Source organism: Acidobacteriota bacterium (assembly GCA_016716715.1).
Taxonomy (GTDB): Bacteria; Acidobacteriota; Thermoanaerobaculia; order UBA5066; family UBA5066; genus Fen-183.
This window is the reverse complement of sequence record JADJVE010000009.1, coordinates 116386-141189: the sequence shown is the minus strand read 5'-3', so window position 1 is coordinate 141189 and position 24804 is coordinate 116386. Positions and strand designations below refer to the sequence as shown.

20 protein-coding genes are annotated in these 24804 nt (G+C 71.4%); 14 read left to right on the top strand and 6 right to left on the bottom strand.

The window, feature by feature from the left end:
* The first annotated feature begins 30 nt into the window (after positions 1 to 30).
* From IPL89_15250 to IPL89_15220, 7 genes are all read left to right on the top strand, one after another.
* Positions 31 to 594 (top strand): hypothetical protein, encoded by a 564-nt coding sequence (locus IPL89_15250; GenBank protein ID MBK9064528.1) that lies wholly within the window; start codon positions 31 to 33, stop codon positions 592 to 594.
* Complete coding sequence (locus IPL89_15245) at positions 591 to 1157, top strand: hypothetical protein (GenBank protein MBK9064527.1); 567 nt, start codon at positions 591 to 593, stop codon at positions 1155 to 1157. Before IPL89_15250 ends, IPL89_15245 begins: the two co-directional genes overlap by 4 nt.
* Positions 1158 to 1165: 8 nt before the next feature.
* Entirely contained in the window at positions 1166 to 1996 is an 831-nt protein-coding gene (locus IPL89_15240) for a hypothetical protein (protein MBK9064526.1), read from the top strand.
* A 46-nt stretch (positions 1997 to 2042) separates the two neighbouring features.
* Entirely contained in the window at positions 2043 to 2942 is a 900-nt protein-coding gene (locus IPL89_15235) for an alcohol dehydrogenase catalytic domain-containing protein (GenBank protein MBK9064525.1), read from the top strand.
* Positions 2943 to 3014: 72 nt separating this feature from the next.
* Positions 3015 to 4310 (top strand): UDP-glucose/GDP-mannose dehydrogenase family protein, encoded by a 1296-nt coding sequence (locus IPL89_15230; protein ID MBK9064524.1) that lies wholly within the window; start codon positions 3015 to 3017, stop codon positions 4308 to 4310.
* A complete protein-coding gene (locus tag IPL89_15225) occupies positions 4310 to 5239 on the top strand; it encodes an SDR family oxidoreductase (protein ID MBK9064523.1) in 930 nt (309 codons plus the stop codon). Before IPL89_15230 ends, IPL89_15225 begins: the two co-directional genes overlap by 1 nt.
* Positions 5240 to 5274: 35 nt before the next feature.
* Positions 5275 to 6405 carry a GGDEF domain-containing protein gene (locus IPL89_15220; protein ID MBK9064522.1) on the top strand — a complete coding sequence of 377 codons (1131 nt, stop codon included), beginning with the start codon at positions 5275 to 5277 and terminating at the stop codon, positions 6403 to 6405.
* Between the two features lie 12 nt (positions 6406 to 6417).
* Here IPL89_15220 and IPL89_15215 read toward each other — a convergent pair whose 3' ends face one another.
* From IPL89_15215 to IPL89_15205, 3 genes are read right to left on the bottom strand one after another with little or no spacing between them, the layout of a single operon-like run.
* Positions 6418 to 7860: an outer membrane protein transport protein gene (locus IPL89_15215; protein MBK9064521.1), complete on the bottom strand. Its 1443-nt coding sequence runs from the start codon at positions 7858 to 7860 to the stop codon at positions 6418 to 6420.
* The gene (locus IPL89_15210; protein ID MBK9064520.1) at positions 7857 to 9305 is read right to left on the bottom strand and encodes a serine/threonine protein kinase; all 1449 of its coding nucleotides are present in this window, start codon (positions 9303 to 9305) and stop codon (positions 7857 to 7859) included. The genes IPL89_15215 and IPL89_15210 overlap by 4 nt, the downstream gene beginning before the upstream one ends.
* An 8-nt stretch (positions 9306 to 9313) precedes the next feature.
* Positions 9314 to 12379: a hypothetical protein gene (locus IPL89_15205; protein ID MBK9064519.1), complete on the bottom strand. Its 3066-nt coding sequence runs from the start codon at positions 12377 to 12379 to the stop codon at positions 9314 to 9316.
* Between the two features lie 533 nt (positions 12380 to 12912).
* Here IPL89_15205 and IPL89_15200 point away from each other — a divergent pair.
* Positions 12913 to 13239: a hypothetical protein gene (locus IPL89_15200; protein MBK9064518.1), complete on the top strand. Its 327-nt coding sequence runs from the start codon at positions 12913 to 12915 to the stop codon at positions 13237 to 13239.
* Here the strand turns inward: IPL89_15200 and IPL89_15195 are convergent.
* The 3 genes from IPL89_15195 to IPL89_15185 all read right to left on the bottom strand — a co-directional run bounded on the left by IPL89_15195 (position 13226) and on the right by IPL89_15185 (position 17889).
* Positions 13226 to 13870 (bottom strand): RDD family protein, encoded by a 645-nt coding sequence (locus IPL89_15195; GenBank protein ID MBK9064517.1) that lies wholly within the window; start codon positions 13868 to 13870, stop codon positions 13226 to 13228. The genes IPL89_15200 and IPL89_15195 overlap by 14 nt on opposite strands.
* Positions 13871 to 14401: 531 nt before the next feature.
* Positions 14402 to 17314, bottom strand: a complete 2913-nt coding sequence (locus IPL89_15190; GenBank protein ID MBK9064516.1) for an excinuclease ABC subunit UvrA — start codon at positions 17312 to 17314, stop codon at positions 14402 to 14404.
* Complete coding sequence (locus tag IPL89_15185) at positions 17311 to 17889, bottom strand: class I SAM-dependent methyltransferase (protein ID MBK9064515.1); 579 nt, start codon at positions 17887 to 17889, stop codon at positions 17311 to 17313. Before IPL89_15185 ends, IPL89_15190 begins: the two co-directional genes overlap by 4 nt.
* Before the next feature lie 58 nt (positions 17890 to 17947).
* Here IPL89_15185 and IPL89_15180 point away from each other — a divergent pair, with 58 nt between their 5' ends.
* From IPL89_15180 to IPL89_15155, 6 genes are read left to right on the top strand one after another with little or no spacing between them, the layout of a single operon-like run.
* Positions 17948 to 18433 (top strand): GNAT family N-acetyltransferase, encoded by a 486-nt coding sequence (locus IPL89_15180; GenBank protein ID MBK9064514.1) that lies wholly within the window; start codon positions 17948 to 17950, stop codon positions 18431 to 18433.
* Positions 18434 to 18463: 30 nt separating this feature from the next.
* Positions 18464 to 20239 carry a bifunctional diguanylate cyclase/phosphodiesterase gene (locus IPL89_15175; GenBank protein ID MBK9064513.1) on the top strand — a complete coding sequence of 592 codons (1776 nt, stop codon included), beginning with the start codon at positions 18464 to 18466 and terminating at the stop codon, positions 20237 to 20239.
* Entirely contained in the window at positions 20236 to 21957 is a 1722-nt protein-coding gene (locus tag IPL89_15170) for an ABC transporter permease subunit (protein ID MBK9064512.1), read from the top strand. Before IPL89_15175 ends, IPL89_15170 begins: the two co-directional genes overlap by 4 nt.
* Positions 21954 to 23294 carry a nitrate/sulfonate/bicarbonate ABC transporter ATP-binding protein gene (locus IPL89_15165; protein ID MBK9064511.1) on the top strand — a complete coding sequence of 447 codons (1341 nt, stop codon included), beginning with the start codon at positions 21954 to 21956 and terminating at the stop codon, positions 23292 to 23294. The genes IPL89_15170 and IPL89_15165 overlap by 4 nt, the downstream gene beginning before the upstream one ends.
* 1 nt (position 23295) lies before the next feature.
* Positions 23296 to 24162 carry a CHAD domain-containing protein gene (locus tag IPL89_15160; protein ID MBK9064510.1) on the top strand — a complete coding sequence of 289 codons (867 nt, stop codon included), beginning with the start codon at positions 23296 to 23298 and terminating at the stop codon, positions 24160 to 24162.
* A complete protein-coding gene (locus IPL89_15155; GenBank protein ID MBK9064509.1) occupies positions 24159 to 24803 on the top strand; it encodes a carbohydrate-binding family 9-like protein in 645 nt (214 codons plus the stop codon). Before IPL89_15160 ends, IPL89_15155 begins: the two co-directional genes overlap by 4 nt.
* The last annotated feature ends 1 nt before the right edge of the window (position 24804 follow it).

Below are 24804 nucleotides of genomic sequence, written 5' to 3'. Positions count from 1 at the left end.
CCGCACGACGCCGCTCCGAAGGAGAACAAGATGAAACGTCTCCACTTGAACTTCACGCTCGCCGCGATCGCCCTCCTCGCGCTTCCCGGCTCGGCCGACACGGCCAAGGGCCAGCCGCAGGCCAAGGCGCCGTCGGTGAACGTGTCCCGGTCCGCCGCGCTGAACGCGCTGAAACCCGACCTCGCGGTCAGCATGTCCCCGAACGCTCCCGACCAGTGGCCCATGCACTTCGCGATCGTCAACATCGGCGGGTCGAAGTCGGAGGACGAGTCCTTCCGCATCGGCGTCTTCGTCGTGGGCGAGGACGCCGTGACGAAGAAGAGTTGCATCCCTCGTTATACGGGTTCCGACACGCTCATCAAGGGGCTCGATCCGACGAAGTCGATCGTCGTCCAGCCCCTCGGATTCAATCCCGCGGACATCAAGTACATGCCCTCGCCCCCGAATGCGCCGCCGCCGGTCGTGAAGGACGGCGTCGTGAAGTGCACGTTCCAGGTGGGCGCGTCACTCGCGAACAACGGAAAGAACGACTCGAACTACACGAACGACGTCGTCGTCCGTAACGTGACGGTCACGATGCAGGCGAAGCCGTGAGAAACCTCCCGCACGCCCTCGCCTTCCTCGCGGCCGCGTCCCTCGCGCACCCCGCAGCCCCGGCCATGGGCGCCGACTTCGCGTTCGTCTCGATCGACCCGGCGTCCGGGTCTCTCGCGCCCGTGCCCGGCGGTGCGGCGGCGACGCCCGCGGCGTTCGCGGCGGGGAACGTCGTCAAGGCCGTGGTCGGGTGCGACCTTCCTCCCGTGGACATTCCGGTCGCCCGCGGGATCACGGTCGGCTACGCGGCGGTCCCGTCGGTGCCTCCGGCCGGGCGAGCGCTCCCGCAGCTCGTTCAGGCGCCGGCCGCGTGCAAGCCGCCGTCGATCGGCGCGCCCGCGTCGCCCGTCCAGGTCCCGGTCGCCTTCGGGTTCTCGTGCCCGGCGAACGCGATCGCCGAGACGCAGGTCGCTCGGGTGCGCCTCACGCTCCAAAACACGCAGCTGATCCCGGGGCCGGCCCGCACGATCGAAACGCCCGGCTCGTTCGTCGTGAAGTGCCCTCAGCCCGTCGCGCGCGTCCCGCACATTCCGTTCGCCGCCTCAACACCGGTGAAGAAGTGACGGCCCACATGACCCCGGCAGGCGCGCCTCTCCACGGCTTCCTTCGCCTCCTGGTCGCCGCCCTCCCGCTATTCGGCCTCGCGCTCCCCGCGCGCGCGGACTCGACCAAGCCGGCCGCCTCGCTGCCGTCCTCCGCGGTCCCGGCCGCGTCCGCACTCATCCCGACGCCGCGCCCGAAGGCGGATACGAGCCTCACCCTGGCCCCGGTCGACGCCTACATGGGCCTGGGCGCGGTCATCACGCCCCGGGTCACGTTCTCGGGCGGACCGGCCGAGAATCTCCGCTGGGTCGTCCCGACCTGCCGATTCGAGATCCGGTTCCCGTCCCTGCCGGACCGGACTCTCGAGGCACCGTGCAACAAGCCCATCAACATCGACGTCCCGGACGACCGCCATTACGACAGCACCGGGTTGGGTGTGCGCGTCCTCGCCGGCGCGGACCTGAACGCCTCGGCCTGGGCCAGCGCGAAGCTCTCGGTCCACGCTGGGCCGACGCTCCTCGAGATCCGCCACGTGACCGGGCAGCTGCCGGCAAACCTCGCCGCCGCCGCGAGCATCACAGCGGCGGAGGACGTCTTCGTCACGCTCTACAAGACGCTCCCGACGGGCGCCAACCGGACGGCCCTGCCGAACAGGTCCGTCGTCGTGACCGTGACGGGCGGGCAGGCGAGCGCGGTGCCGAAGTCCGACGGGTCGGGGAACATCGCGTTCCAGGTCCTGCACGTCCAGAGCGTGACGCCTTCGGTCCACGTCCTCTTCCAGGGCGACACGGCGTACGCGTCGTCCCACGCCTCGGCGACCCTCACGCCAAAATCGCCCCACAAGGGCAGCTGGCACTGAGCGAATGGTCTGACTCGTCCGGCCACGCTCGCGTAGCATGGATGGAATGCGCGCGCTCGTCTTCGACCACGGGAAGGCCGCCGTCCGCGACGTGCGGCGGCCCGCGCCGCGGAAGGGTTTCGCGCTCGTCCGGGTCCTCCTCTCCGGGATCTGCAACACGGACCTCGAGCTGAAGCGCGGATACCACAGCTTCTCGGGCATCCCGGGCCACGAGTTCGTGGGCGTCGTCGAGGGGCCCGCCTCGTCCCCGCTCCTCGGCAAGCGGGTCGTCGGCGAGATCAACCTCGCGTGCGGGCGCTGCTCGTGGTGCGCCGAGGGGCTCGGCCGCCATTGCCCGCGGCGGACCGTCCTCGGCATCCGCGGCCACTCGGGCGCGCACGCGGAGTGGCTGACCCTTCCCGAAGCAAACCTCTTCGAGGTGCCGGCCGGCGTCGCCGACGAAGAGGCGGTCTTCGTCGAGCCGCTCGCCGCCGCCTGCGAGATCCTCGACCAGGTGCCCGTGGCGGTCGGGACGCGCGCCGCCGTTCTCGGCGCCGGGAAGCTCGGGCGCCTCGCCGCGGCCGTGCTGCGGGACGCGGGCGCCGACGTCGCACTCCTCGGGCGCACGTCCCGCGTGCGGGCCGCCTCGTTCGATCTCGTCGTCGAGGCCACGGGCTCTCCCGCGGGCATGCCGCGCGCCCTCGCGCTCGTGAAGCCGCGTGGCACGATCGTGTGGAAGTCCACCCACCACGCTCCGGCCCGGTTCGACGCCGCTTCGCTCGTCGTGAACGAGGTGACGGTCGTCGGGTCGCGCTGCGGTCGCTTCGCGCCGGCCCTCGCACTCCTCCGAACGCGGAAGGTGGACGTCCGTCCCCTCCTTTCGTCGGAATTCCCTCTCGGCGACGCGGGACGCGCCCTGCGCGAGGCCGCCCGTCCCGGAGTCCTGAAAGTCCTCCTCAGGCCCTGAAATCGGGTCTCGACGCGCTGCGGAGGGTAGAATCGCCCTCCCCGGGATTCCCCCGCTGGAGGCTTTTTCCCAATGAACATCTGCATGGTCGGCACGGGCTACGTCGGCCTCGTCACGGGCGCGTGCCTGTCCGATTTCGGCATGGACGTCACCTGCGTCGACAAGGACGAGACCAAGATCGCGCTCCTGAAGAACGGCGTCTCCCCCATCTACGAGCCGGGCCTCGAGGAGCTCATCCACAAGAACGAGAAGGCGGGCCGTCTGCGCTTCTCGACCGACATCGTCGAGGCCATCGAGCGCTCGCTCGTGATCTTCATCGCGGTCGGCACGCCGCCGAAGGACGACGGCTCGCCCGACCTGTCGTTCATCTTCCAGGTCGCCGAGTCGATCCGCGAGCACATGAACGGCTACAAGGTCGTCGTGACGAAGTCGACCGTACCGACCGGCACCGGCGCGCAGATCGAGGAGATCCTCAAGAAGAACGGCAAGCACAAGTTCTCGGTCGTCTCGAACCCCGAATTCCTGCGCGAGGGCTCGGCGATCGAGGACTTCATGCACCCGGACCGCGTCGTGATCGGGTCGCGCGACGAGGAAGCCATCGCGATCGTGAAAGACGTCTACTCGCCTCTCTCGATCGCCGGCGTTCCGTTCGTCGTCACGGACGTCGAGTCGGCCGAGCTCATCAAGTACGCCTCGAACGGCTTCCTCGCGCTCAAGATCACGTTCATCAACGAGATCGCGATGATGTGCGACAAGATGGGCGCCGACGTCAAGGACGTCGCGCGCGGGATGGGCCTCGACAAGCGCATCGCCCCGCAGTTCCTGAACCCGGGCCCCGGCTACGGCGGCTCGTGCTTCCCGAAAGACTCTTCGGCCGTCGTGGACCTCGCCCGCAAGGTGGGCTACACGTTCGAGCTCATGGAGGCGACGCTCTCCGCGAACGACCGGGTCAAGGCCCGCATGATCGAGAAGGTCGAGGGCCTCTGCGGGAGCGTGAAGGGCAAGCGCGTCGCGCTCCTCGGCATCGCCTTCAAGCCCGAGACGGACGACATCCGCGAGAGCGCGAGCCTGAAGCTCGCCTCGGACCTCCTCGCGCGCGGCGCGGACGTCGTCGCGTACGACCCGGCCGCGATGGAGAACGCCCGCAAGGAGATGCCGCGGCTCAAGCTCGCCGAGGACCAGTACGCCTGCATCGCGGGCGCCGACATTCTCGTCCTCGCCACGGACTGGAACCAGTTCCGCAAGCTCGACCTCCCCCGGATCGAGAAGACGATGAAGGCGAAGAACTTCGTCGACCTCCGGAACCTCTACGAGCCGAAGGAGATGAAGAAGGCGGGCTGGAACTACGTCGGGCTCGGGCGCGCCTGATGCGCGTCGTCGTCACGGGGGCCGCGGGCTTCCTCGGCAGTCACCTCACGGACCGGCTCCTCGCCGAGGGGCACGAGGTCGTGGGCCTCGACAACCTCGTGACGGGCGACGTGCGCAACATCGCGCACCTCGCCGGAAACCGGAAGTTCCGCTTCGTCTTCCACGACGTCACGGAGTACATCTACCTCGACGGGCCGGTCGACGCGATCCTCCACTTCGCGTCCCCCGCCTCGCCGATCGACTACCTCCAGATTCCCATCCAGACCCTCAAGGTCGGCGCGCTCGGGACGCACAAGGCGCTCGGCCTCGCCCGCGCCAAGGGCGCCCGCTTCCTCCTCGCCTCGACGTCCGAGGTTTACGGCGACCCGCTCGTCCACCCGCAGCCCGAGACGTACTGGGGGAACGTGAACCCCGTCGGCCCGCGCGGCTGCTACGACGAGGCGAAGCGCTTCGCCGAGGCGATGACGATCGCGTACCGGAACTTCCACAAGGTCGAGACGCGCATCGTCCGGATCTTCAACACGTACGGCCCGCGGATGCGGCCGAACGACGGGCGCATCGTGCCGTCCCTCATCGGACAGGCGCTCCGCGGGGAACCGCTCACGGTCTTCGGAGACGGTTCGCAGACCCGCTCGTTCTGCTATGTCTCCGACCTCATCGACGGCATCCACCGCCTCCTCGTGTCGGACCACCCGGGCCCGATGAACATCGGCAACCCGGCCGAGATGACGGTTCTCGAGTTCGCCGGGACGATTCAACGGCTCACCGGGGCGCGCGCTCCGATCGTCCACCGCCCCCTGCCCGTGGACGACCCGCGGCAGAGACGGCCCGACATTTCCCTCGCGAAGGCGACGCTCGGCTGGGAGCCGAAGGTCGGGCTCGAAGAGGGCCTTCGGAAGACGATCGAGTACTTCGCTTCCCGCACCTGACAGCGCCCCGCCCGGCGTAGAATCCGTCCAGAGTCGTGCTCTTCACACTGTCACAGGTCCTCGTGCTCTTCTGCGCGCTGCTCGCGGCGTCGCTGGGCATTCTCGCCGTGCTTCTCCTGCGCTGGAACCGCGCGCGCGTGGAGCTCGGCCTCTATGCGGCTCTCGCGTTCGCGGTCGCGTTCTGGCTCGCGACGCCGCTCCTGGCTCCGGTCCCCGTCCCGATCTCGCGGGAGATCCTCGGAAGGCTCGTGCGGGCCCTCTCGTTCCTCCTGCCCGCGATCGGCTTTCTCTTCCTACTCCGGATCCTCGGCCTCGGAGCGCGCGGCCTGAGGCTCGCGGTCCTCGTCCCGGCCGTCGTCGGAGCGCCCCTCGCCCTCGCGCTGCCCATGTCCGCGGGCTGGCTCGACAGCCTCGCCGTGGCCTCGCTCCTCGTCGTGGGCGCCGGGGTCGCCTGGGTGCTCGCGCGGAAGGAGAACCGCCGCCGCGACACCTTCCTCGCCTTCGCGGCGACGGGCATCCTCCTCGCCGGAGGCGTCGCAGAGATCGCGTCCCGGAAGCTTCCCCAGGCGAACTCCGCGTCGGGCGTGCTCCTCGGCACGGCCTTCCTCGCCTTCACGGCCCTCCTGCTCCCGACCGCCGCGGACGAGGAGCGCCGCCTCTTCACGCGCGCCACGACGGACGCCGTCACGAACCTCCCGAACCGCGGGACGTTTCTCGCGCGCTCGCGAGACGAGCTCTTCCGCGCCGAGCGCACGCGCCGCCCCCTCGCGCTCGTCCTTCTCGAGCTGGACGGCTTCGACGCGATCCGGAAGGAAAAGGACACCGCCGCCGTCGACGAGATCGTCGCGGCTTTCGGCCAGGGCGTCGCCCGCGCCATCCGCGGCATCGACGTGCCGGCCCGGTGGGGCCCCGGCACGTTCGCCGCCCTCCTCGTCGAGGCCGAAGAAGGAAGCACGCGCGCCGCCGTCGAACGCATCCGGGGATTCGCGGCGAAGGCGGCCGGCGTGACGGCGTCCGCGGGCATCTCCATCCGGCGGCCCCTCGAGAAGACGACGATCGAGGACCTCATCCGGCGCGCGGAGGCCGCGCTCGACGACGCGACGCGCGACGGCGCCCGCGACCGCAGCGCGATGGAGACGCGCGACGAGCAGCCCGAGCGGTCCTGAGCGCCCGGCCCCCTAGAACCGGTAGAAGAGGCTCACGGCGAACTGCTGCGAGTCGCGCCCCACGTCGAATCCGAAGTCCACGGAGAGCGCGCGAGAGACCGTGAGGCCGAGCCCGCCCGTGAACCTGTCGTCCGCCTTCCCTCCGTCGAACACGGCCGCGACGCCCTCGGAGAACGGCGGGTCCGTGATCGGGTAGGGCTGCCCGGAGCCGTCGCGCGCGGCGAGGCTCGCCGTGACTCCGTGCGCGGGCTCGCGGTGGTACCCGACGCGGAGCGCCACCCGCACGTCCTTGCTGCCCGCCACGTACTCGAAGCCGAGGCGAGGCACGAAGACGTTCGGAGCGGGCGAGAGATCCGCGAGAACGTCCCGGACGGGATAGCCGGCAGGCCCCACCAGACCCGCGTACGAGACGACGGGCAGCGCGCGGTCGAAGATGTCGCCGTACCTCACCCACTGGACCTCGGCGGCGATCGTGAGCCCGGGCATCGGGTGTGCGGCGAGCCCGACGGAGGCGTCGCTCGGGACGCGGAACTTGAACGTCCGGGCGGTCTGACCCGCGAGCGCAGTCGGCACGTAGCCGCCGATCACGAGCGTGCCCTCGGCGGCCTGGGTCCAGCGGTAGTCCGCGCCGAACGTGAGCTTGCCGTCCGCGATGAGGTCGGCGTGGACGCCCGCGACGAAGCCGACCTGCGTGCCTCCGAGGCCCTGCACGCCCAGCGTGGTCGTGAGGGTCTCCTGGACCGTCGGCGAGAGGTACGTCTGGCTCACGATCCGGTGCGGGCCGCCCGCGTCGCCGTCGAGGTCGAACGTGGAGCGGTTCAGGGTGACCCCTCCCCCGAGCCGAAGGCTTTCCGTCACGCGATAGGCGAGGGACGCCGCGAGGAGCCGGTTCGACAGCTTCGCCGAGCCGTACTCGCGGTACTCGTAAAGGAAATCGCGGCGCGTGGTTCCGCCGGAGCGGTTGTCGCGCAGCTCGAGGTACGGGTAGCCGCCCGGCCCCGCGTCGCCCTCGAACCGGAGGTTTTCGGCGTACGTGAGCGCGGCGACGAGGCGTCGCGAGATCGGAACGACGACGCCGGCGAACTCGACGCCCGTCGTGCTCGCGTCGAGGCCGACGGAGGACGTCTGGACGGGCGGATAGGGCGTCACGAGGCTGCCCGTCGCGACCGAACGGGCCGTCGACAGGGCGAGGGTCTCGTTCACGCGCTTGCCGGACACCGCGATCTCGATGGACGAGATCAGGCCGAGACCCGCCGGATTCGCGAGCGCCGCGGTCGCGTCGTCGGCGATCGCGGAGAAAGCGCCGCCCATCGCAAGGGACTTGCCGCCGGGGTTCGTGAGGTTGAAGCGCAGCTTGGAGAGGAGGGCCGAGTCGAGCTGGGCGGCCGCGGTCGGCGCCCACGCGGCGAGGAGCGCGACGAGGACCGAGGTCGCCCGGCTGAGAGGCAACGTCATGGCTTCGAACCTCCGGTGCCGAGCATCTGGGCGAGTGAGGAAGGCGTCTCGAACGGCTCGGAAAGAAGCTCGGCCGTTCCCGCCGCGACGTCGACGCGCCGTTCCACGCGGCGCGTCCCGTCCGGCCCCGCGAGCGCGACGCGGTACGTTCCGGGCGCGAGGTCGCGCAGCAGGAGGGGCGTCGTCGCGTCCTTCGGGAGCGCGACGGCCTTCCCGGCGGCGTCCACGACGGCGAGGACGCGCGCGTACGGCAGCGCGAGGATCTTCAGGCGGCCGAGGAGGGCGGCCGGGGCGGGGGTTCCCCCGGGCGCCGCGGACGCCGACGCGGACACGGCGGGCCGCGGCCGGGGCGCGGGCGGATCGGCCGGCTCGTGCGGGCGGCGCGCGTACCACGTGGCCGCCGCGACGAGGACGAGGGCCGCCGCGGCAACGCTCGCGAGCATGCGCGCCTCGATCCCGCGCCCCCGGCGCGAGGGCGTCGTCGCCGGCATCTGGCCGACCAGAGCCGTCCGGCCCGTGGCCGCCGGCGGCGGCAGCGGGTGGTCGACGGATTCCGGGAGCCGCACCGTGCTGCCGGACGAGCGGAGGACGGCGACGAGCCGGTCCACGATCTCGCGCCAGCCGCCAGGCCGGTCCTCGCGTTTCTTCTCCAGCATCTGCCCGATGAGGCGCACGAGGGGCACGGGCAGGGCGGGCGCGTCGTGCGGCGCGGCGACGGGCGGCGCCGTGGCGTTCAGGTGCGCCGCGATGTACTCGACCGGCGCCTTGCCGTCGAACGGGCGCTGCCCCGCGAGGACCTGGTAGAAGATGACGCCGAGGCTGTAGACGTCGCTCCGCCAGTCGAGCGTCGCTCCGTGGCCGAGCGCGCCGAGCTGCTCCGGCGACCCGTACGCGACCTTCCCGAGGAAGAAGCCCGTCGCCGTGAGGGACTCGAGGCCGGTCGCGTGCTCGAACAGCTTCGCGATGCCGAAGTCGAGGAGCTTGACGATGAGATCGCCGCCGCGCTCGATCACGAGGATGTTGTCGGGCGAAAGGTCGCGGTGGACGATCCCGCGCGAGGCGAGGTATTCCATCCCGTGCGCGGCCTGGACCAGGAGCGGGAGCGTCTCCGTCCACGGCTTGCCGGCGTAGGACGTCAGCGGCACGCCGTCCAGGTACTCCATCGCGAGCCACGGCGTGCCGTCTTCCTCCCCGATCTCGTAGAACGTCACGACGTTGACGTGGAGAAGGCTCTTGAGGATCGCGGCCTCGCGGTCGAAGCGCACGCGCGCCTCGTGCTGGTGGACGGCGGACTCGTCGCCGGGGGCCTCGGCCTCGCGGATGACCTTCAGGGCGACGAGGCGGCCGTCGCGCTCGTCGACGGCCTGGTAGACGATCCCCATGCCGCCGCGGCCGATCCGCTTCAGGATCCGGTAATGGGCGATCCGTTCGACGGCGCCGGCCAAGGACCCCGTCAGCGCCCGGTGCCCGCGGCGGCGGGGCGCAGGAAGACGTTCGCGGGGTCGCCGCTGGCGCGGTCGATCTTCGAGGCGAAGGCGAGGAAGACGCCGTCGCCCGAGATCTGCCTCACGACGACGCGCACGTCCGTGACCTCGGTGAGGTTCAGGCCGAGGACGTTCGTGAAGAGCTCGTCGGAGAAGTAGCCGTTCGGCGCGAGACGCTTCGTGACGGACGCGACCGGAACGAACGAGCCGGGCATGTACGCCGAGATGATGACGTCGCACGTCGCCCCGCCGACCTCGTGCAGGATCATGTTCGTCCTGTAGTTCGTGCTGTTCTCGGCGCCGTCGAACGACATCGTCCCGAGGTTCGACTGGAACGACGAGTACCCGTGGAAGTACGCGTAGCCTTCCATGCCGGTCTTGAACTCGCCGAAGCCGCCGACCGGGTCGATCGTGTAGGCCTCGGTCTGGACGTCCACGTCGGCCCAGCCGGAGGCCCAGGTCCCGTCGTTGTTCTTCTTGCTCTCGATGATGATCTGGCCGTACGTGTTCGTGACCGGGAGAGCATCGAAGATTTCTTCGAGTACGTCCTCGTAGGCGACGACGGCCCCCACCGGGAGGGGCTGCGTGAGGCTCGTGACCGCATTGCCCGCGGCGTCGACGTACTTCAGGCGGAAGTTCCGATCCTCGGTCGTGCTCGTGTTCGTCATCGTGAGGCGCGTCCGCCAGAAGGGGCGGGTTCCCGTCGCCAGCGTCGCGCCGGCGGAGTGCACGGTCGGGAACGCGAGCGGAGCGGAGTCACCGCCGTACGGCAAAGACGCCAGCGCGGTCCGCGAAGCGGCCAGGCTGGAGACCGGAACGTAGCTCGGGTTCAGCGCGGTCGTCGAGACCCCGACGTGAAGCGACGAGTCCTGCGTCCGGTTGTCGATGACCGTCGCCATCCCGACGACAGAGCCCTTCGGAGCCCCCGCGCCGTCGGTCGCGCTCGACATCCACTGGATCGTGGCCCACACATATGCGCCATTCACGGGACCGTCGAAGAGCACCTCGTCGCCGTTCAGCTGAATCGTGCCGTTCGCGGGCACGATCTGCGTGATCCGGACGATCTGCCCGCCCTTCGTGATGGGAGCGCCTCTCTTGTCCTTCAACGTGACCTCGACGGTGGTGTCGTAACCGGACGTCTCGAGGAGCAGGAGATTCGACCGGCGGTTCGCGTCCTTGGCAAGCCCGGACACGACGTGGACCGGGTCGCTCTGTTTCGCCCCTTCGCCCGGCGACGTCGGCCGCATCTCGAACCCGTAGGAGCCGGAGGCCACGCCCGTCAGCGCGCGGCGCGCGGCTGCGACGGCCGGGAGCGCCGTGTTCGCGACGAGCGCGGTCGCGCTCACGGTAGGTGCCGAGGAGCGGACCTCGACCGTGAACGCCCCCTCGGAACCGAGCAGCGTCGCGACGACGTTGCGGTAGCGGCGCGTCTCGCCGGCCGCGAGCTGGACGTCGAAGCGCTTGATGGCCGAGCCGTCGGCGGGCGCCCCGATCGGATTGAAGAAGAGCGACAGCGTGATCGGGTTCACGACGTCCGTGTTCGTGATCCACAGGTCCGCCGCGAAGCGGCCCACGCCGCGGGCGTCGACCGCATTCGGGAACGCGGCGTAGAGGACGCGCGTCTTCGCGAGGGCGGCCGGCGTCGCCGCCGTGCCGGCCCCGGCAGGCGGGATCCTCGGGCCGTCGTCGTTGACGACGAGCGTTTGCGGCGCGGCGAAGCCGACCGTCGTGATCGCGACCGCGCCCACCTCGGTCCCGGTCTCGCCGCGGCGCTTCGCGCGATCGATGACGAGCCGGACGGGGCGCGTCTCGTACGGCGCCATCGGGCGGTCCCACGCCTGCCCGTCCAGCGACTGGAGCGAGATCCACGGCGCCTTGACCGAGCCGACGAACGCCGCGGACGTCGCGCCGCTGTTCACGAGGCTGCGCGTCACCGCCGTGCCGTTCACGTCGACGTCGGCCGCCGGCTGGCTCCAGACGACCGGCGCGGCCGGGGCCGAGGCGGCGAGGACGATCGTGATCGGCACGCTGAGCGTCGTGGCGCCGGAAGAAACCGTGACCGCCGCCTTCACGGGCTGGGCGAGCGCGGTCACGTAGAGCGACGTGACCGAGATCTCCTGGACGGCGCCGGCCGAGAGCGTGAACTTTGCCGGAACGATCGCGAAGCCCGAGTCGTCGCACTGCGTGGTCGCCGTGAGCGGCTCCGTGCCCCCGTTGCGAACCGCGAACGACGTCCCGGGTTTCACGCCCGCCGCCGGAACGAGCCGCGCGAGAGGCGCGGGCTCGGACACGAGAACGAGCGAGGGCTTGACCACGGTCCCGACCGTGACCCTCTTCGGCGGGGACCACGGGCCCACGCTGCCGCACACGGCCTCGGCGCGAACCTCGAATACGTAGTCGCCGGGCGGGCCCGCGAACGAGGCGGCGCCGCCGTCCACGACCCACTCCTTGCCTTCGGGCTCGAGCGCGCTCGTCCGCCGGATCCGGAACTTCAGGTTCGCCGCGCCGACTCCGGGCCCGGGGCCGGTGCCGAGCGTGTTCCACGAAACGACCCACGTGGAGAACGCCGGCGGGTTCTCCGGGGAGGCCGTGAGGGTGCCGACGGAGGGCGGGACGTCGCACGTCGTCTTGACCGGGACCGCGAGGACGTTCGACACGATCGCGATGAGCGTCGGGCAAGGCGTCGAGACGACGACGCGGTGGTAGAGGGTGCTCACACCGGCCGTCGGCGCCGGAAGCGTCAGCGCGGAGCGCTGGGTCGTGATCGAGTCGGTGACCTTCGTGAAATCCTTGTCCGCCGCGCGCAGGAGCGTGTACGAGTACGCGGCGCTCGAGGAGACGAGGTTCCCGAGGACGTTCGTCCACGAGACGGCGTAGGCCTCGCCCGCCTGCGCCACGGACGGACCCGTGAGGGCGGGCGAGGCAGCCGGGCACGGGTACGGCGTGGTCTGGGCGTACGCCCCGGGCGCGCCGAAAACGGCGGCCAGGATCGTGGCGATGGCGAGGCGGAGCGTGAAACGGGGAGGGAAACCCATCGTTCTCTAGAATCCCTTCTAAATGCTTCCGAGGGAGTGTCCCGTCGCGGTCCCCACCCCACGCGCTTCAGGCCGGACTCCGGCCCTGGCCGCGCTTTTGCTGACGCTGGCGGGCCCCGCCGCGCCGCAGTCGATTCTACCCCCCGACGCGGCGGTCAAGGCCTACCAGGCGGGCGTGGCCGCGGCAGGCCGAAAGGACTGGCTGGAGGTCCTGAAGCGGATGGACGAGGCGCTCGGGACCGGGCATCGCGACGTGAAGGAGCACTTCGGGACGAACCGCTACTACGTCGACCTCTACGACCCGTACTACTGGAGGGGAGCGGCGCGGATGGAGCTCGGGGAGGACGCCGCCGCGCGCGAGGACCTCGCGCGCTCGCGCGACGCCGGGCTCATCCGGCGGTTCCCGGAGTACGGCGACCTCCTCGCGCGGGTCGACGCGCTCGACCGGCGCGCCGCGGCCGCCCTCCAGGCCGCCGCGACGCCGACGCCTCTTCCCCCCGGTTCCGACGCCGGTCCCGACCGCCGCGCCCGCGATGCTCGCGCCGACGGCCCGCCCGACCCGTGCCGACGCGGGCGGCGCCACGATCGAGAGAGTCCTCGTTCTCTTTTCGGCCGGCGACTTCGACGGCGCCGAGGCGGCCCTCGCCGGACTCAGGGCCGCGCGGCCCGAGGCTCGGGAGGCGGACCTCCTGCAGTGTCTCGTCCTCGGGACGCGCTACGTTCTCGAGGGCGAGTCCGACCCGCTCCTCCTGGCCCGCGCACGCCGCTCGCTCGGCGCCTGGCGCGAACGGGGCGGTCCGAGGAAGGTGGAGGAGCAGCTCCTCTCCCCCGCGCTCCTCGCGGCGCTCAACGGACCCTGATCACCCAGGTTCCGGCCGCGAGGTCCTGGAAAGCCCGCCTGTCCTTCTCGAAGAACGCCCACGCCCACCCGAGCCCCAGCGGGAGGCCCGCGAGGACGCAGACGATCGCGCGGATGAACGCGGACCCCCATCCGATGCCCTGGCCCGAGGGCCCGCCACGCCTGACGACGGCGAGGCCGAGAAGCGATTTGCCGGGAGTGCGGCCGCGCCACGCCCAGCCGCCGACCACGTAGAGGACGTTCGCGAGAAGCGCGAGGAGGATGGACAGCCCGGTGATCGCGCGAAACGCCCAGTCGGGCGCGGCGTCGCGCGTCTGGAGCTCGGCCCGGAAGTAGTCGATCAGGAAAACGGGCGCGAAGAGCAGCACGTTGATCGCGGCGAGAATCACCGCGTCGACGAGCGCCGCAAGAAGGCGGGCGAAGGGGTTCGCCACGCCGCGCGGCGTCTCGTTGAGGGAAGGCGTGCGGCGTTCCCGAAAGCTCGCGGCTCTGTCGGCGGGCGGAATGCGAGCCGCCTTCTCGGCCTCGTGGACGCGGATCGAGTAGTCGGCAAGCTCGCGCTGCGGCGGCGCAATTGCGGGCGGCACGATCGTGGGCGGCGCGATCGTGGGAGACCTCGTCGGGCGCCCCACCCATGGGCGGGAACACGTCGACCACCATGGAAGGATCCGCAACCGGCGGGCGGTCCACGGCACGGAACAGATCCGAAGCCGAAATCGGATCCGGCCCGAGCGGCGCCTCGGGCCCGGACAGGCCGGGGTTCGTGAGGCCGGGGACGGGCTCGTACGTGATGCCCGAGGGCGGACGCGGGGGCGGCGCGTCAGGCAGCTGGTCGGGCGTCATGAGGGCCGTGCGCTCGGACGCGGCGTCCGGCGCGAGGAGCCGCACATCGATCACCGCGGCGCCGAGCTGGAGACGGTCGCCGTTCACGAGGCGCGTCTCGCGCGAAATCCGCTTTCCGCCCACGAACGTGCCGTTGGAGGAGGCGAGATCCTTCACGACGGCCTCGCCGCGGTCGAACGTCAGGAGCGCGTGCGAGCGCGAGACCGATTCGTGCTCGAGCCGCACCGTCGACGTGCGGCTCCGCCCGAGCGTCACCTCTCCGTCCGAAAGCTCGATCTCGCGGCCTTCGGCCGAGAGAACGTATTTCCACTTCTCTTCCGTCACCGTAGCGGAAATTGTACCCGTCCTTTCAACGCATGCGCGGTCGGCGTCCCGCCGCGGGCCGCGAGCGCCGCCGGCGCGCCCTCGAAGACGACGCGGCCGCCGTCCGGACCGCCGTCCGGACCCAGCTCGATCAGGTGGTCGGCGCGCGCCAGGAAGGCGGTGTTGTGCTCTACCGCGACGATCGAATGCCCGGCCGCGAGGAGCCGGCGGAACACGGCGAGGAGGACGTCGACGTCGCTCGGCGCCAGGCCCGTCGTCGGCTCGTCGAACACGAACAGGACCGGCTCCTTCGGGGCCTCGGCTCCCCGGAGGAAGGTGGCGATCTTCAGCCGCTGCGCCTCGCCTCCCGAGAGCGTCGCCGTCGACTGGCCGAGCGTGAGGTAGCCGAGACCGGCGTCCGCGAGCGGCTGGAGGCGGTCCGCGATGGCGGGCGCGTCCGCGAAGAGGAGGCGCGCCTCGTCGACGGTCGTCGCGAGGAGCCCGTCGACGTTCCTCCCGCGCAGGCGCACCTCGAGGACCTCGGGCTTGAACCGACGTCCGTCGCAGACGTCGCAGACGATCGTCACGTCCGCGAGGAACTGCATGTCCACGGTCACGACGCCGGCGCCCTCGCACCGCTCGCAGCGTCCGCCCACCGCGTTGAAGCTGAACGCGCCCTTCTCGAGCTTCCGGGCCTTCGCGGCCGGGGTCCGCGCGAGAAGCGTGCGGATCTCGTCCCACGTCTTCGTCACGGTCGCGGGGTTCGAGCGCGACGAGCGCCCGAGCGGCGACTGGTCGACGAGGACGACGTCCGAAAGGTGCTCGAGCCCGAAGATACCGTCGTGCTCCCCCACCGCCTCGATTCCCGGGAGAAGGCCCTTGCCCATCCGCTGCCGCGCACCCGCGGCAAGGACGTCGACGACGAGGGAAGATTTCCCCGACCCCGAGACCCCGGACACGGCCACGAGGCAACCGAGCGGAAACGAAACGGACAGGTTCTGGAGGTTGTTCGCGCGAGCTCCGACAACCCGGAGCGCACTGGCCCGCTCGCGCGCGCGGCCACTTACACCCCCTTCTAAGAAAGCGCCGTAGGCGCCCACCGTTTCGGCTGCGAGGCTCTGGCTCGACGCGCTCTGACCGTATGGCCTGCTCTCCGAAGCAAGAAATACCTCTCTCTCCTTCTTCAACGACCTGCCCGTCGCGGTGTCCTGTTCGGTCAGCGCCTCCGGCGTCCCCTCGAAGACGAGCCGCCCGCCCAGAGCACCCGCCCCTGGGCCCAGGTCGATGACGTGGTCCGCAGCGCGGATGACGTCCGTGTCGTGCTCCACGGCGACCACCGCGTTGCCCGCCGCCGCGAGCCTTTCGAGGACGGCGAGAAGGCGGCGCGTGTCGCGCGGGTGCAGGCCCACCGTCGGCTCGTCGAGGACGTAGAGCGTGCCCGTGAGCGCGTTGCCGATGGCCGATCCGAGCTGGACGCGCTGCGCCTCGCCGCCCGACAGCGTGCGCATCGTGCGCGCAAGCGTCAGGTAGCCGAGGCCGATCTCGACCAGCGTGCGGGCTCGCCGCGTCAGCTCGTCGACGAGGGAGGCCGCCCGCTCGCGCTCGGCGTCGCGCAGCGGGAGCGCGCCGAGGAACGCCACGAACCCGTCGAGCGTCAGGTCGCAAACGTCGGCGATCGTCTTCCCGCCCACCGTCACCGCGAGCGCCTCGGGCCTCAGGCGCGCGCCGCCGCACGCGGGGCACCTCGAGTAGCCGCGGTAGCGCGAGAGAAGCACGCGGACGTGCACCTTGTAGCGCTTCTTCTCGAGGTACTTGAAGAGCCCCTCGACGCCGTACCAGTCGCCGGAGCCCTTCCAGACGACGTCCCGCTCCCGCTGCGTCAGCTCGCTCCACGGCACGTCCCACCGCAGCTTCAGGCGGCGCGAGACGGCCTTCAGCTCGTCGTAAGCGCTCTCGTACGAGGGCGAGTTGAACGGCGCGATGGGACGTTCACGCAACGACTTGCGCGCGTCGGGGATCACGCGCGCCGCGTCGATCCCGACGACGCGCCCGAAGCCCTGGCACGTCTCGCACGCCCCGCGCGGCGAGTTGAACGAGAAGAGCGCGGGGACCGGGTCCGCGAACGCGCGCCCGCAGGCGTTGCACGACAGCCCGCGGCGAAACGTTCGGGCGGACGCGAGCGGCTCTCCGGCGCGCAGCACGCGCACCTCGCCGTCCGAAGAGTCGAATGCCATTGAAAGTGAAGAAAGAATCTCCGGATCGTCGCCCCGCAGCACGTGGCGGCCGATGAGAAGGGGAAAAGCGCCCTTCCCCTTTCTTCCACTCGAAGAAATCTTCTCTTCAATTTCCAGAACGTCACCCGCCGCTCCGACATACCGGAAGAAGCCGAGGCGCCTCCACTCCGCGCTCTCCGCCGCGAACGAAGTCACCTTCCTCGGGGCGATGACGAGGAGGCGCGCTCCCTCGCCGAACTCTTCGAGGAGCGCCGCGCGGACGGTCTCGGGCGTCTCGCGGCGCACGGCGCTGCCATCGTCCGGGCAGCGCAGCGTCCCCGCGGCCGAGAAGAGGAGGCGCAGGACGTCGTGGATCTCGGTGGCCGAGCCGATCGTCGACCTCGCCGAGCGCGCGGCCGCTTTCTGCTCGATCGCGATCGCGGGCAGGACGTGCGTGATCTCGTCCACGTCCGGCCGCTCGAGCCGCTCGAGGTACTGCCGCGCGTACGTCGACATGGACTCGACGAAGCGCCGCTGGCCCTCGGCGTAGAGCGTGTCGAAGGCGAGCGACGACTTGCCCGACCCCGAAGGGCCCGTCACGACGGTGAGCGCCCCCACCGGGATCGTGCACGTGACGTCTTTCAGGTTGTGCGTGCGGGCGTTCACGACCCGGATCGCGTCCGCGCCGCGGCGGACGGGGCGGGGGCGCGCCGTCACCGGGAGAAGACCGCGAGCTGGTTCATGCCGAGGAGGAACCTCCGGTAGTGGACGAGGGAGAGCCCCGAAGAGCGGCCCGCCGCCTCGAGGGCTTCACGCCCCAGCAGCGTCTCGTGCTCGTCGTGGGCGTGGGAGGAAAGAAGGCCGAGGGCCGCGCCGGCCTCGAGCGGCCAGCGGCCGATCGGATGGGGAGTCGTGGCGATCAACCGGCCCCCAGGAGAAAGAAGCGGTGAGAGACGGGCAAGGACGGCCGCAGCGTCTGGCACGTGTTCGAGGACGGCGAGGAGGAGAATTCCTTCGAATGGTGCCCGTGCCAGGAGCGCCGCCGGAGCCGCGCCTCGCCCGATATCCCATTCATAGAAATCTCTCTTCGGAAATTTCTTTCTTTGCTGCGCGAGCACGTCCGGGTTGCGGTCGCAGCCGACGTAGTCCGGAATGCGCGCCGCGAGGTCGGTGAGGCCGCAGCCCACGTCCAGGACTCTGCCGCCGGACGGCAGGTGCGGGAGCGCGGCCGCGAGGCGGACCTCGCCCACCCGCCGCGTCAGGAGGCCGTAGAAAGACCCGTGAGCCGCCACGGGACCGTTTTAACACCTCCCCCGTAACATGCGCCCCGGACCGCACACGGGGGATCGCATGAACGAACCGGCCTTCATCCTGCGCGAGGCGCTCCGCGAGGACGTGCCCGCCATCGTCGGGCTCATCCAGGACCTCGCCCTGTACGAGCGCCAGCCGGAGGACTGCCACGCGGACCCGGCGCTCCTCGAGAAACACCTGTTCGGCCCGCGGCCCTACGCCGAGGCGATCGTCGCCGAGGCCGGAGGCGAGGTCATCGGCTTCGCGCTCTTCTTCCACAACTACTCGACGTGGCTCACGCGCCCCGGCCTCTACCTCGAGGACCTCTACGTGAAGCCCGAGCGACGGGGGCTCGGCGCCGGCAAGGCGCTTCTCGTCCGCCTGGCCCAGATCGCGGTGTCGCGGGGATGCGGGCGGATGGAGTGGAGCGTGCTCACCTGGAACGAGCCCGCGATCGGCTTCTACAAGGCCCTCGGGGCCGTTCCCATGGAGGGCTGGAGGACGTACCGCCTCACGGGTGACGCCCTGGTCGCTCTCGGGCGATAATCGGGCTTCCGGCGCCCGAGAAGGAACCCGTTGCAGAAACCGAAGTCGCAGACCGACACGCAGCCGATCAAGTTGCGCGAAGGGCGCAAGGCCTCCGGCGTGATCCGGCGTCCGGCGACACTCCTCATCGACTCGCCCGACGCGACGGTCCTCTTCGACCGGGACGGGCAGGTCCTGCTCGCGAACCTCGTGGCGCTTGCCGAGGGCGTACCGAGCCCCGGAAGCATCGCAGGCCCCCCGGAGGCGGCGGGCCCGTTCTGGACGAACCCGGAGGGCCGCGTCCGCTTCCTCGGGGCGGGGGCCTCGGGCGGCGTGAAGAACTTCGAAGTGCGCCTCCCGGCCGGCGTCGACGTCGGCGAGCGCGTGTACTGGATCTCCACGTGCTTCGCCCCGCAGGCCGGCGAGGGCGGCTTCATCGCTTCGGCGCGCGACGTCACCGGAGCGGCGGGGACCCGCGGCGATGCCGCCGAGACCGTCGCCGAGCCCGCCGACGCCCTCACGGGCTTCGCGAACCGCGAGCAGTTTCACTTCGAGCTCGAGCGCGAGATCGCGCGCGCCGACCTGTTCGCCCGCCCGCTCGCGCTCATCATCCTGGGTCTCGACAACTTCAAGACGCTGAACGACACGCACGGGCTCCTCGCGGGGGACGAATACCTGCGCGCGATGGCGAACACGCTTCGCCCGTCGCTCTTGCCCGGCGAAATGTGCGGGCGCGTCGGGGGCGACGAGGTCGCCATGCTGATGCCCGGAACGGGCGCGTCGGAGGCGACCGTGCGCGCCGAAGCGGTCGTCTCCATCATCCGGAAGCTCGCACCCGACTGGGAGGGCAACGCGCTCTCGCTCACGGCGAGCGCGGGCGTGGCCGTGTTCCCGGACCACGCCGGGGGCGCGGCCGACCTCTTCCTCGCGGCCGACCTCGCGATGCACCAGGCCAAGCGCCGCGGCGGCGCGCGCGTGCGCCTGCACGACCCCTCGGACCGCGAGCGCGACCGCACGGGCCGCTTGCGCGAACAGTCGAACCGCATCCGCGCCGCGCTCGCCGAGTCCCGCTTCGTCCCGTACTTCCAGCCCGTCGCCGAGGTGGGGACCGGCCGCATCGTCGCCGTCGAGACGCTCGTGCGCATGCGCGAGCCGGACGGCCGCATCGCCCTGCCCGGCGAGTTCCTCGGCGCCGCCGAGCGATTCGGAATCATCACCGCCATCGACCGCGCCGTGATCGCGGCCGCCTTCGACGCTCTCGCGTCCGCGCGCAAGCGGATCAGCCCCGAGCTCGAGATCGGTATCAACCTCTCGGGCCTCGACTTCGACGACGACACGCTCGTCGCCGACATTTCGCGCCTGGCGCGCGCCAAGGGCATCCGGCCCGAGCGCGTCACGTTCGAGATCACGGAGACGGCCGCGTTGCGCGACTTCGACCGCGTGCGCGATTTCACGCACGCGCTCACGTCAGAGGGCTTCCACTTCGCGCTGGACGACTTCGGCATGGGCTTCTCCTCGTTCCGCTACCTCCGCGAGCTCCCCGTCTCTTCCCTCAAGCTCGACATCAGCTACGTCCGCGACCTGCCGCGGGAGAAGGCGAACCGCGTGTTCGTGCGCGGGATGGCGGGCATCTGCCGCGGTCTCGGCGTCAAGACCGTCGCCGAGGGCGTCGAGTCCGAGGACGTCATGGAGATCCTGCCGGAGCTCGGGGTGGACCGGGCGCAGGGCTGGCACATCGGCTTCCCGGAGCCGGAGCTCCCGATGGCGGACCCGCTGGGTGAGACCGGAGGCCGCAGCCTCATCCTCCCGCGGAGACCGCGCCCCTGACCTTCAGGGGCCGAAACCCCGTCGCCCGCGCCCCGGGCGCGGCCGTGGACGTCCTGATCTTCATCGCCATCGGAGCGGCCGTCGCGGGCGTCGTCGCGCTCGCGCAGCGCTGGGAGGCCCCGATCCGGCCCACGGTCGAGATCGACCTCTCGCCGTCGGCGCTGCCCGGCTACACGCTGCTCTCGCTCTCGCGCGGCTTCGCGGCGTACCTGCTTTCGCTCGTCTTCACGCTCGTCTACGGGACGATCGCGGCCCACGGAAAACGCGCCGAGAAGATCCTCATCCCGCTGCTCGACATCGGGCAGGGCATCCCCGTTCTCGGCTTCCTGCCGGGGCTCGTCCTCGGAATGGTCGCCCTCTTCCCGCGGACGAACGTGGGGCTCGAGCTCGCGTGCATCGTCATGATCTTCACGGGGCAGGTCTGGAACATGACCTTCTCCTACATCGCGTCTCTGCGCTCGATCCCGAACGAGCTCAACGAGGTCGCGCGGATCCACCGGTTCTCCTTCTGGAAGCGCTTCCGGACGGTCGAGGTCTCGTCGTCCGTCATCGGCCTCGTATGGAATTCGATGATGTCGATGGCGGGAGGCTGGTTCTTCCTGACGGTCAACGAGGCGTTCACGCTGGGTGACCGCGACTTCCGGCTGCCGGGCGTGGGCTCGTACATGGCCGTGGCGATCGAGAAGGGCGACAAGGCCGCCATGGCCTGGGCCGTCCTCGCGATGACCGTCATGATCGTCGCCGTCGACCAGCTCCTCTGGCGCCCGCTCGTCGCGTGGTCGCAGCGCTTCCGGACGGCCGAGGTCTCCGGCGAGCCCGAGGCGCACTCGTGGGTGCTCGACCTCCTCCGCCGTTCCGCCGTCCTCCGCCGCATGCGCCTCAAGCGCCGGCGGCGGCCGAAGGCGCCCGCCGCGCCGCTTCCCCCGCCGCCGGAGAACGCTCCCGGGAGCGCCGACGCGGGGGCGCGCGTACGCGCCGCGCTCCTCTTCGTCCTCGGGTTCGGCGCGTTCGCCGCGGCCCTCCTCGGCGCGTGGAAGCTCGTGCGCCTCCTCTCCGCCGTGACGCCGCACGACTGGCTCCTCCTCGCAGCCGCCCTCGGGGCGACGTTCCTGAGGACGCTCGGCGCGCTCGCCCTCGCCGTCGCCTGGACGCTCCCGGTCGGAATTCTCGTCGGGCGTTCGCCCACGTGGTCGCGGCGCCTCCAGCCGATCGTCCAGATCGTCGCCTCGTTCCCGGCGCCCATGCTCTTTCCGCTCGTCACGGGTGCGCTCCTCGCGTTCCATGTGCCGTTCTCCGTGATCGCCGCCGTCCTCATGCTCCTCGGCGCGCAGTGGTACGTCCTCTTCAACGTCCTCGCGGGCGCGAGCGCGGTGCCCCCGGACCTGATCGAGGCGGCCGACGTCTACGGCGTGGCCGGAAGCGCCCGGTGGCGGAAGCTCTTCCTTCCGGCCGTCTTCCCGTACCTCGTGACGGGCCTCGTGACCGCTGCCGGAGGCGCCTGGAACGCTTCCATCGTCGCCGAGACGCTGGTTTCAGGCGGCCGGACGCTCGAGACGTTCGGCCTGGGGTCTCTCATCACGAAGGCCACCCGCGAGGCGAACTTCCCGCTGCTGGCGGCCGGCGTGCTCACGATGTCCTTCGCGCTCGTCCTCATCAACCGCACGGTCTGGCGCAGGCTCTCGCGCCTGGCCGAGACGAAGTACGCTCTCAACCGATGAGCGCGAATCCGGTCCCCGCTCCCGCCGCCCCGATCGCCTCGGCCCGGGGCGTCGACAAGATCTTCGAGGACGAGGGCGGCCGCTCGCGCGTCGTCCTCGAGGGCATCGACTTCGAGATCCGGCCGAACGAGGTCGTCGCGGTCCTCGGGCCGTCGGGCTGCGGGAAGTCCACGCTCCTGCGCATCCTGATCGGCCTGATCCCGCCGTCGGCCGGGATCGTCGAACAGCACGGCAAGCCGCTCGTCGGCATCCATCCGGGCGCCGCCGTCGTGTTCCAGAACTTCGCGCTCTTCCCGTGGCTCACGGTCGAGGAGAACGTCCGCGTCGGAATCGCGGGCCGCGCCTCGGACGCGGCCGACGCGGACGACCGCGTCAAGGCGGTCCTCGCGGCCGTCGGCCTGGCCGGCCACGCCCGGGCGTTTCCGAAGGAGCTCTCGGGCGGCATGAAGCAGCGCGTCGGGATCGCGCGCGCCCTGGTGGGCCGTCCCGAGCTCCTCTGCATGGACGAGCCGTTCTCGGCGCTCGACGTGCTCACGGCCGAGCTCCTCCGCACCGAGGTCTACCGCCTCTTCACGGAGCGCCTGACGGGTTTGTCGTCGGTCCTCCTCATCACGCACCTCATCGAAGAGGCCGTGTTCCTCGGGGACCGCATCATCGTCCTCGGCGCGAACCCCGGCACCGTGCGCCGCGAGATCGTCAACACGCTCCCGCACCCGCGCGAGTACCGGCACCCCGAGTTCCTCAGGATGGTCGAGCACATCCACGACGTCGTGACGGGCGTCCACCTTCCCGAGGAGGAGGAAGCCGCCGCTCCGGTCCCGGGCCGCCGGGTCGAGACCCCGCTCATCCCGCTGCCGCCCGCCCGCATGGGCGAGATCCTCGGCCTGCTCGAGATCCTCGCGGACGCCGGCGGAACGATGAACCTCTTCGCCGTGGACGCACTCACGGAATACGACTTCGGCCGCACGCTCACCGTCGTGAAGGCCGCCGAGCTGCTCGACCTCGTCGACACGCCGAAGAACGACGTCCTCCTCACCGATCTCGGAAAGAGGGTCGTCGCGGCGCCGTTCGACGCGAAGATCATGCTCCTCAGGCCGCAGATCCTTTCCCTCGGCACGTTCTGCCTCCTCGTGCGGGAGCTCGCCCGCGACCCGGACACGCCGATGCCCGGCGAGACCCTCCGCGACGTCCTCGCGGCGAGCCTCCCGACGGTGAGCGCCTCCGAGCTCTTCGAGACGATGGTGAACTGGGGCCGCGCGATCCAGATCTTCGAGTACGACGCGAATACGGATCAGCTCGCCCTCTTCTCGGGCCGCGACGCTGTCGCCGAGGCATGACGTGGAGGGAACCCGACGCCGCGTGCCCGCCCTGACGGCGGCCCTCTCGAAGCGGCGCGCCGCGCTCGAGACCCTTCTCGCGGGGGGCGCCGGCGCTCCCACCGGCGAGCGGCTCCACGCCGTGCGCGTCATTCTCCGGCGAACGGTCTCGCTGGCCCGCCTCACCGAGGACGTGCCCGCGAAGGGCTCGGGGGCCGGCCTCAAGGCGGCCGCGCGGGACCTCCGGAGGGCGCTCGGAGTGCGGCGCACTCACGACGTCGCCGCGACCCTCCTTCGGGCCCGGTTTCGTCGCGACGCGCGACGGCGCCCTTCCGCCGAGCGGCTCGCGGAGCGGCTGGAGCGGGACGCCCGCGCCGCCGCACCCGCCGAGCGCCTGGACGCCCTGCTCGCGGACGTGCGGCGGGAGTTCGCGACGCGCGACGCCACACTCGCGGCGCTCGCGTCTTCGCTCGCGGACCTCGACGGCGGGCGGCTCGAGCGCCGGCTCGAGAAGGGAATCCGGCGGCGTCTCGTCCGGCGCGCGCGGCGCCTCCTCATCCGCGGAGTCCCCGAGGAAGGGAACCTCCACGAGGCCCGGATCGACGCGCGCGACCTGCGCTACGGCCTCGAGTTCGCCCGGCTGTCCGGGTCGATCCGGCTCCTGCCGCTCCTCGAGAGGTTCCAGGAGGAGGCGGGCCGAGCCCACGACCGCGCCGAGCTGATCGCCCTCGTGCGCGTCACGGCGGGCGCGCTCCCGGCGGCGAGGCGCCGCGAGGCGCTGCGCCTCCTGCCGCCGCTCCTCGCCGACACCGAGCGCGCCCTCGCCCGGGCGCAGACGGCTTGTCGCGCGCTCCTCGCCGCCCTGAAGACCGCGGTGGGGCGCTGGTGACGCCGCCGCCCGCCGTCCACGTTCCGCGCCTCGTGGGCGAGAACGCGCTCGCGAACGCTCCGGCGCACGCCCTGGTCGACGTCGGAGGCGGCCCCGGGCCCGCGGCCGCGACGACGGTGCGATTCGGATTCACGGCCGACGCGTTCCTCGCGCTCTTCGAAGCGCCGGCCGAGCCGCCGCTCCTCGTGACGCAGCCCGCCGGCGGCGAGGTCTTCCGCGACGAATGCGTGGAGCTTTTCCTCGCCTCGCCCGGCACCCCGTCGCTCTACCAGGAGATCGTCGTGAACCCGTCGGGCGCGCTCTACGGCGCCCGCGTCCGGAACCCGGACGACAGCCGCACGACCTGGCAGCTCGCCCCGGGCGAAGGCCTCGCCGGCATCAGCGCGACCGCCTCGGGAGAACCCGACGGCCGGCCTCCAAGGGAGTGGTTGCGGTGGCGCTGCCTGATCCGGATTCCGTGGACCTCTCTGCCCGGAGGACGCGCCCCCAGGGACCGCGAGGAGCGGCGGGGCAACGCGTACCGGATCGCACGCGGCCGAACCACGCGGTTCCTCGCTCTCTCGCCGACGCTGCGCGATCGCCCGCCCGACTTTCACGTGCCGAGCCGGTTCGCGCGGCTGACGTTCGGGCCGCGGTCCTGAC

Coding starts and splice junctions, on each gene's coding strand:
- IPL89_15205 (MBK9064519.1), bottom strand. CDS start 12,379: ATGGGTTTCCCTCCCCGTTTCACGCTCCGCCTCGCCATCGCCACGATC.
- IPL89_15165 (MBK9064511.1), top strand. CDS start 21,954: ATGAGCGCGAATCCGGTCCCCGCTCCCGCCGCCCCGATCGCCTCGGCC.
- IPL89_15250 (MBK9064528.1), top strand. CDS start 31: ATGAAACGTCTCCACTTGAACTTCACGCTCGCCGCGATCGCCCTCCTC.
- IPL89_15235 (MBK9064525.1), top strand. CDS start 2,043: ATGCGCGCGCTCGTCTTCGACCACGGGAAGGCCGCCGTCCGCGACGTG.
- IPL89_15200 (MBK9064518.1), top strand. CDS start 12,913: ATGCTCGCGCCGACGGCCCGCCCGACCCGTGCCGACGCGGGCGGCGCC.
- IPL89_15240 (MBK9064526.1), top strand. CDS start 1,166: ATGACCCCGGCAGGCGCGCCTCTCCACGGCTTCCTTCGCCTCCTGGTC.
- IPL89_15180 (MBK9064514.1), top strand. CDS start 17,948: ATGAACGAACCGGCCTTCATCCTGCGCGAGGCGCTCCGCGAGGACGTG.
- IPL89_15230 (MBK9064524.1), top strand. CDS start 3,015: ATGAACATCTGCATGGTCGGCACGGGCTACGTCGGCCTCGTCACGGGC.
- IPL89_15225 (MBK9064523.1), top strand. CDS start 4,310: ATGCGCGTCGTCGTCACGGGGGCCGCGGGCTTCCTCGGCAGTCACCTC.
- IPL89_15215 (MBK9064521.1), bottom strand. CDS start 7,860: ATGACGTTGCCTCTCAGCCGGGCGACCTCGGTCCTCGTCGCGCTCCTC.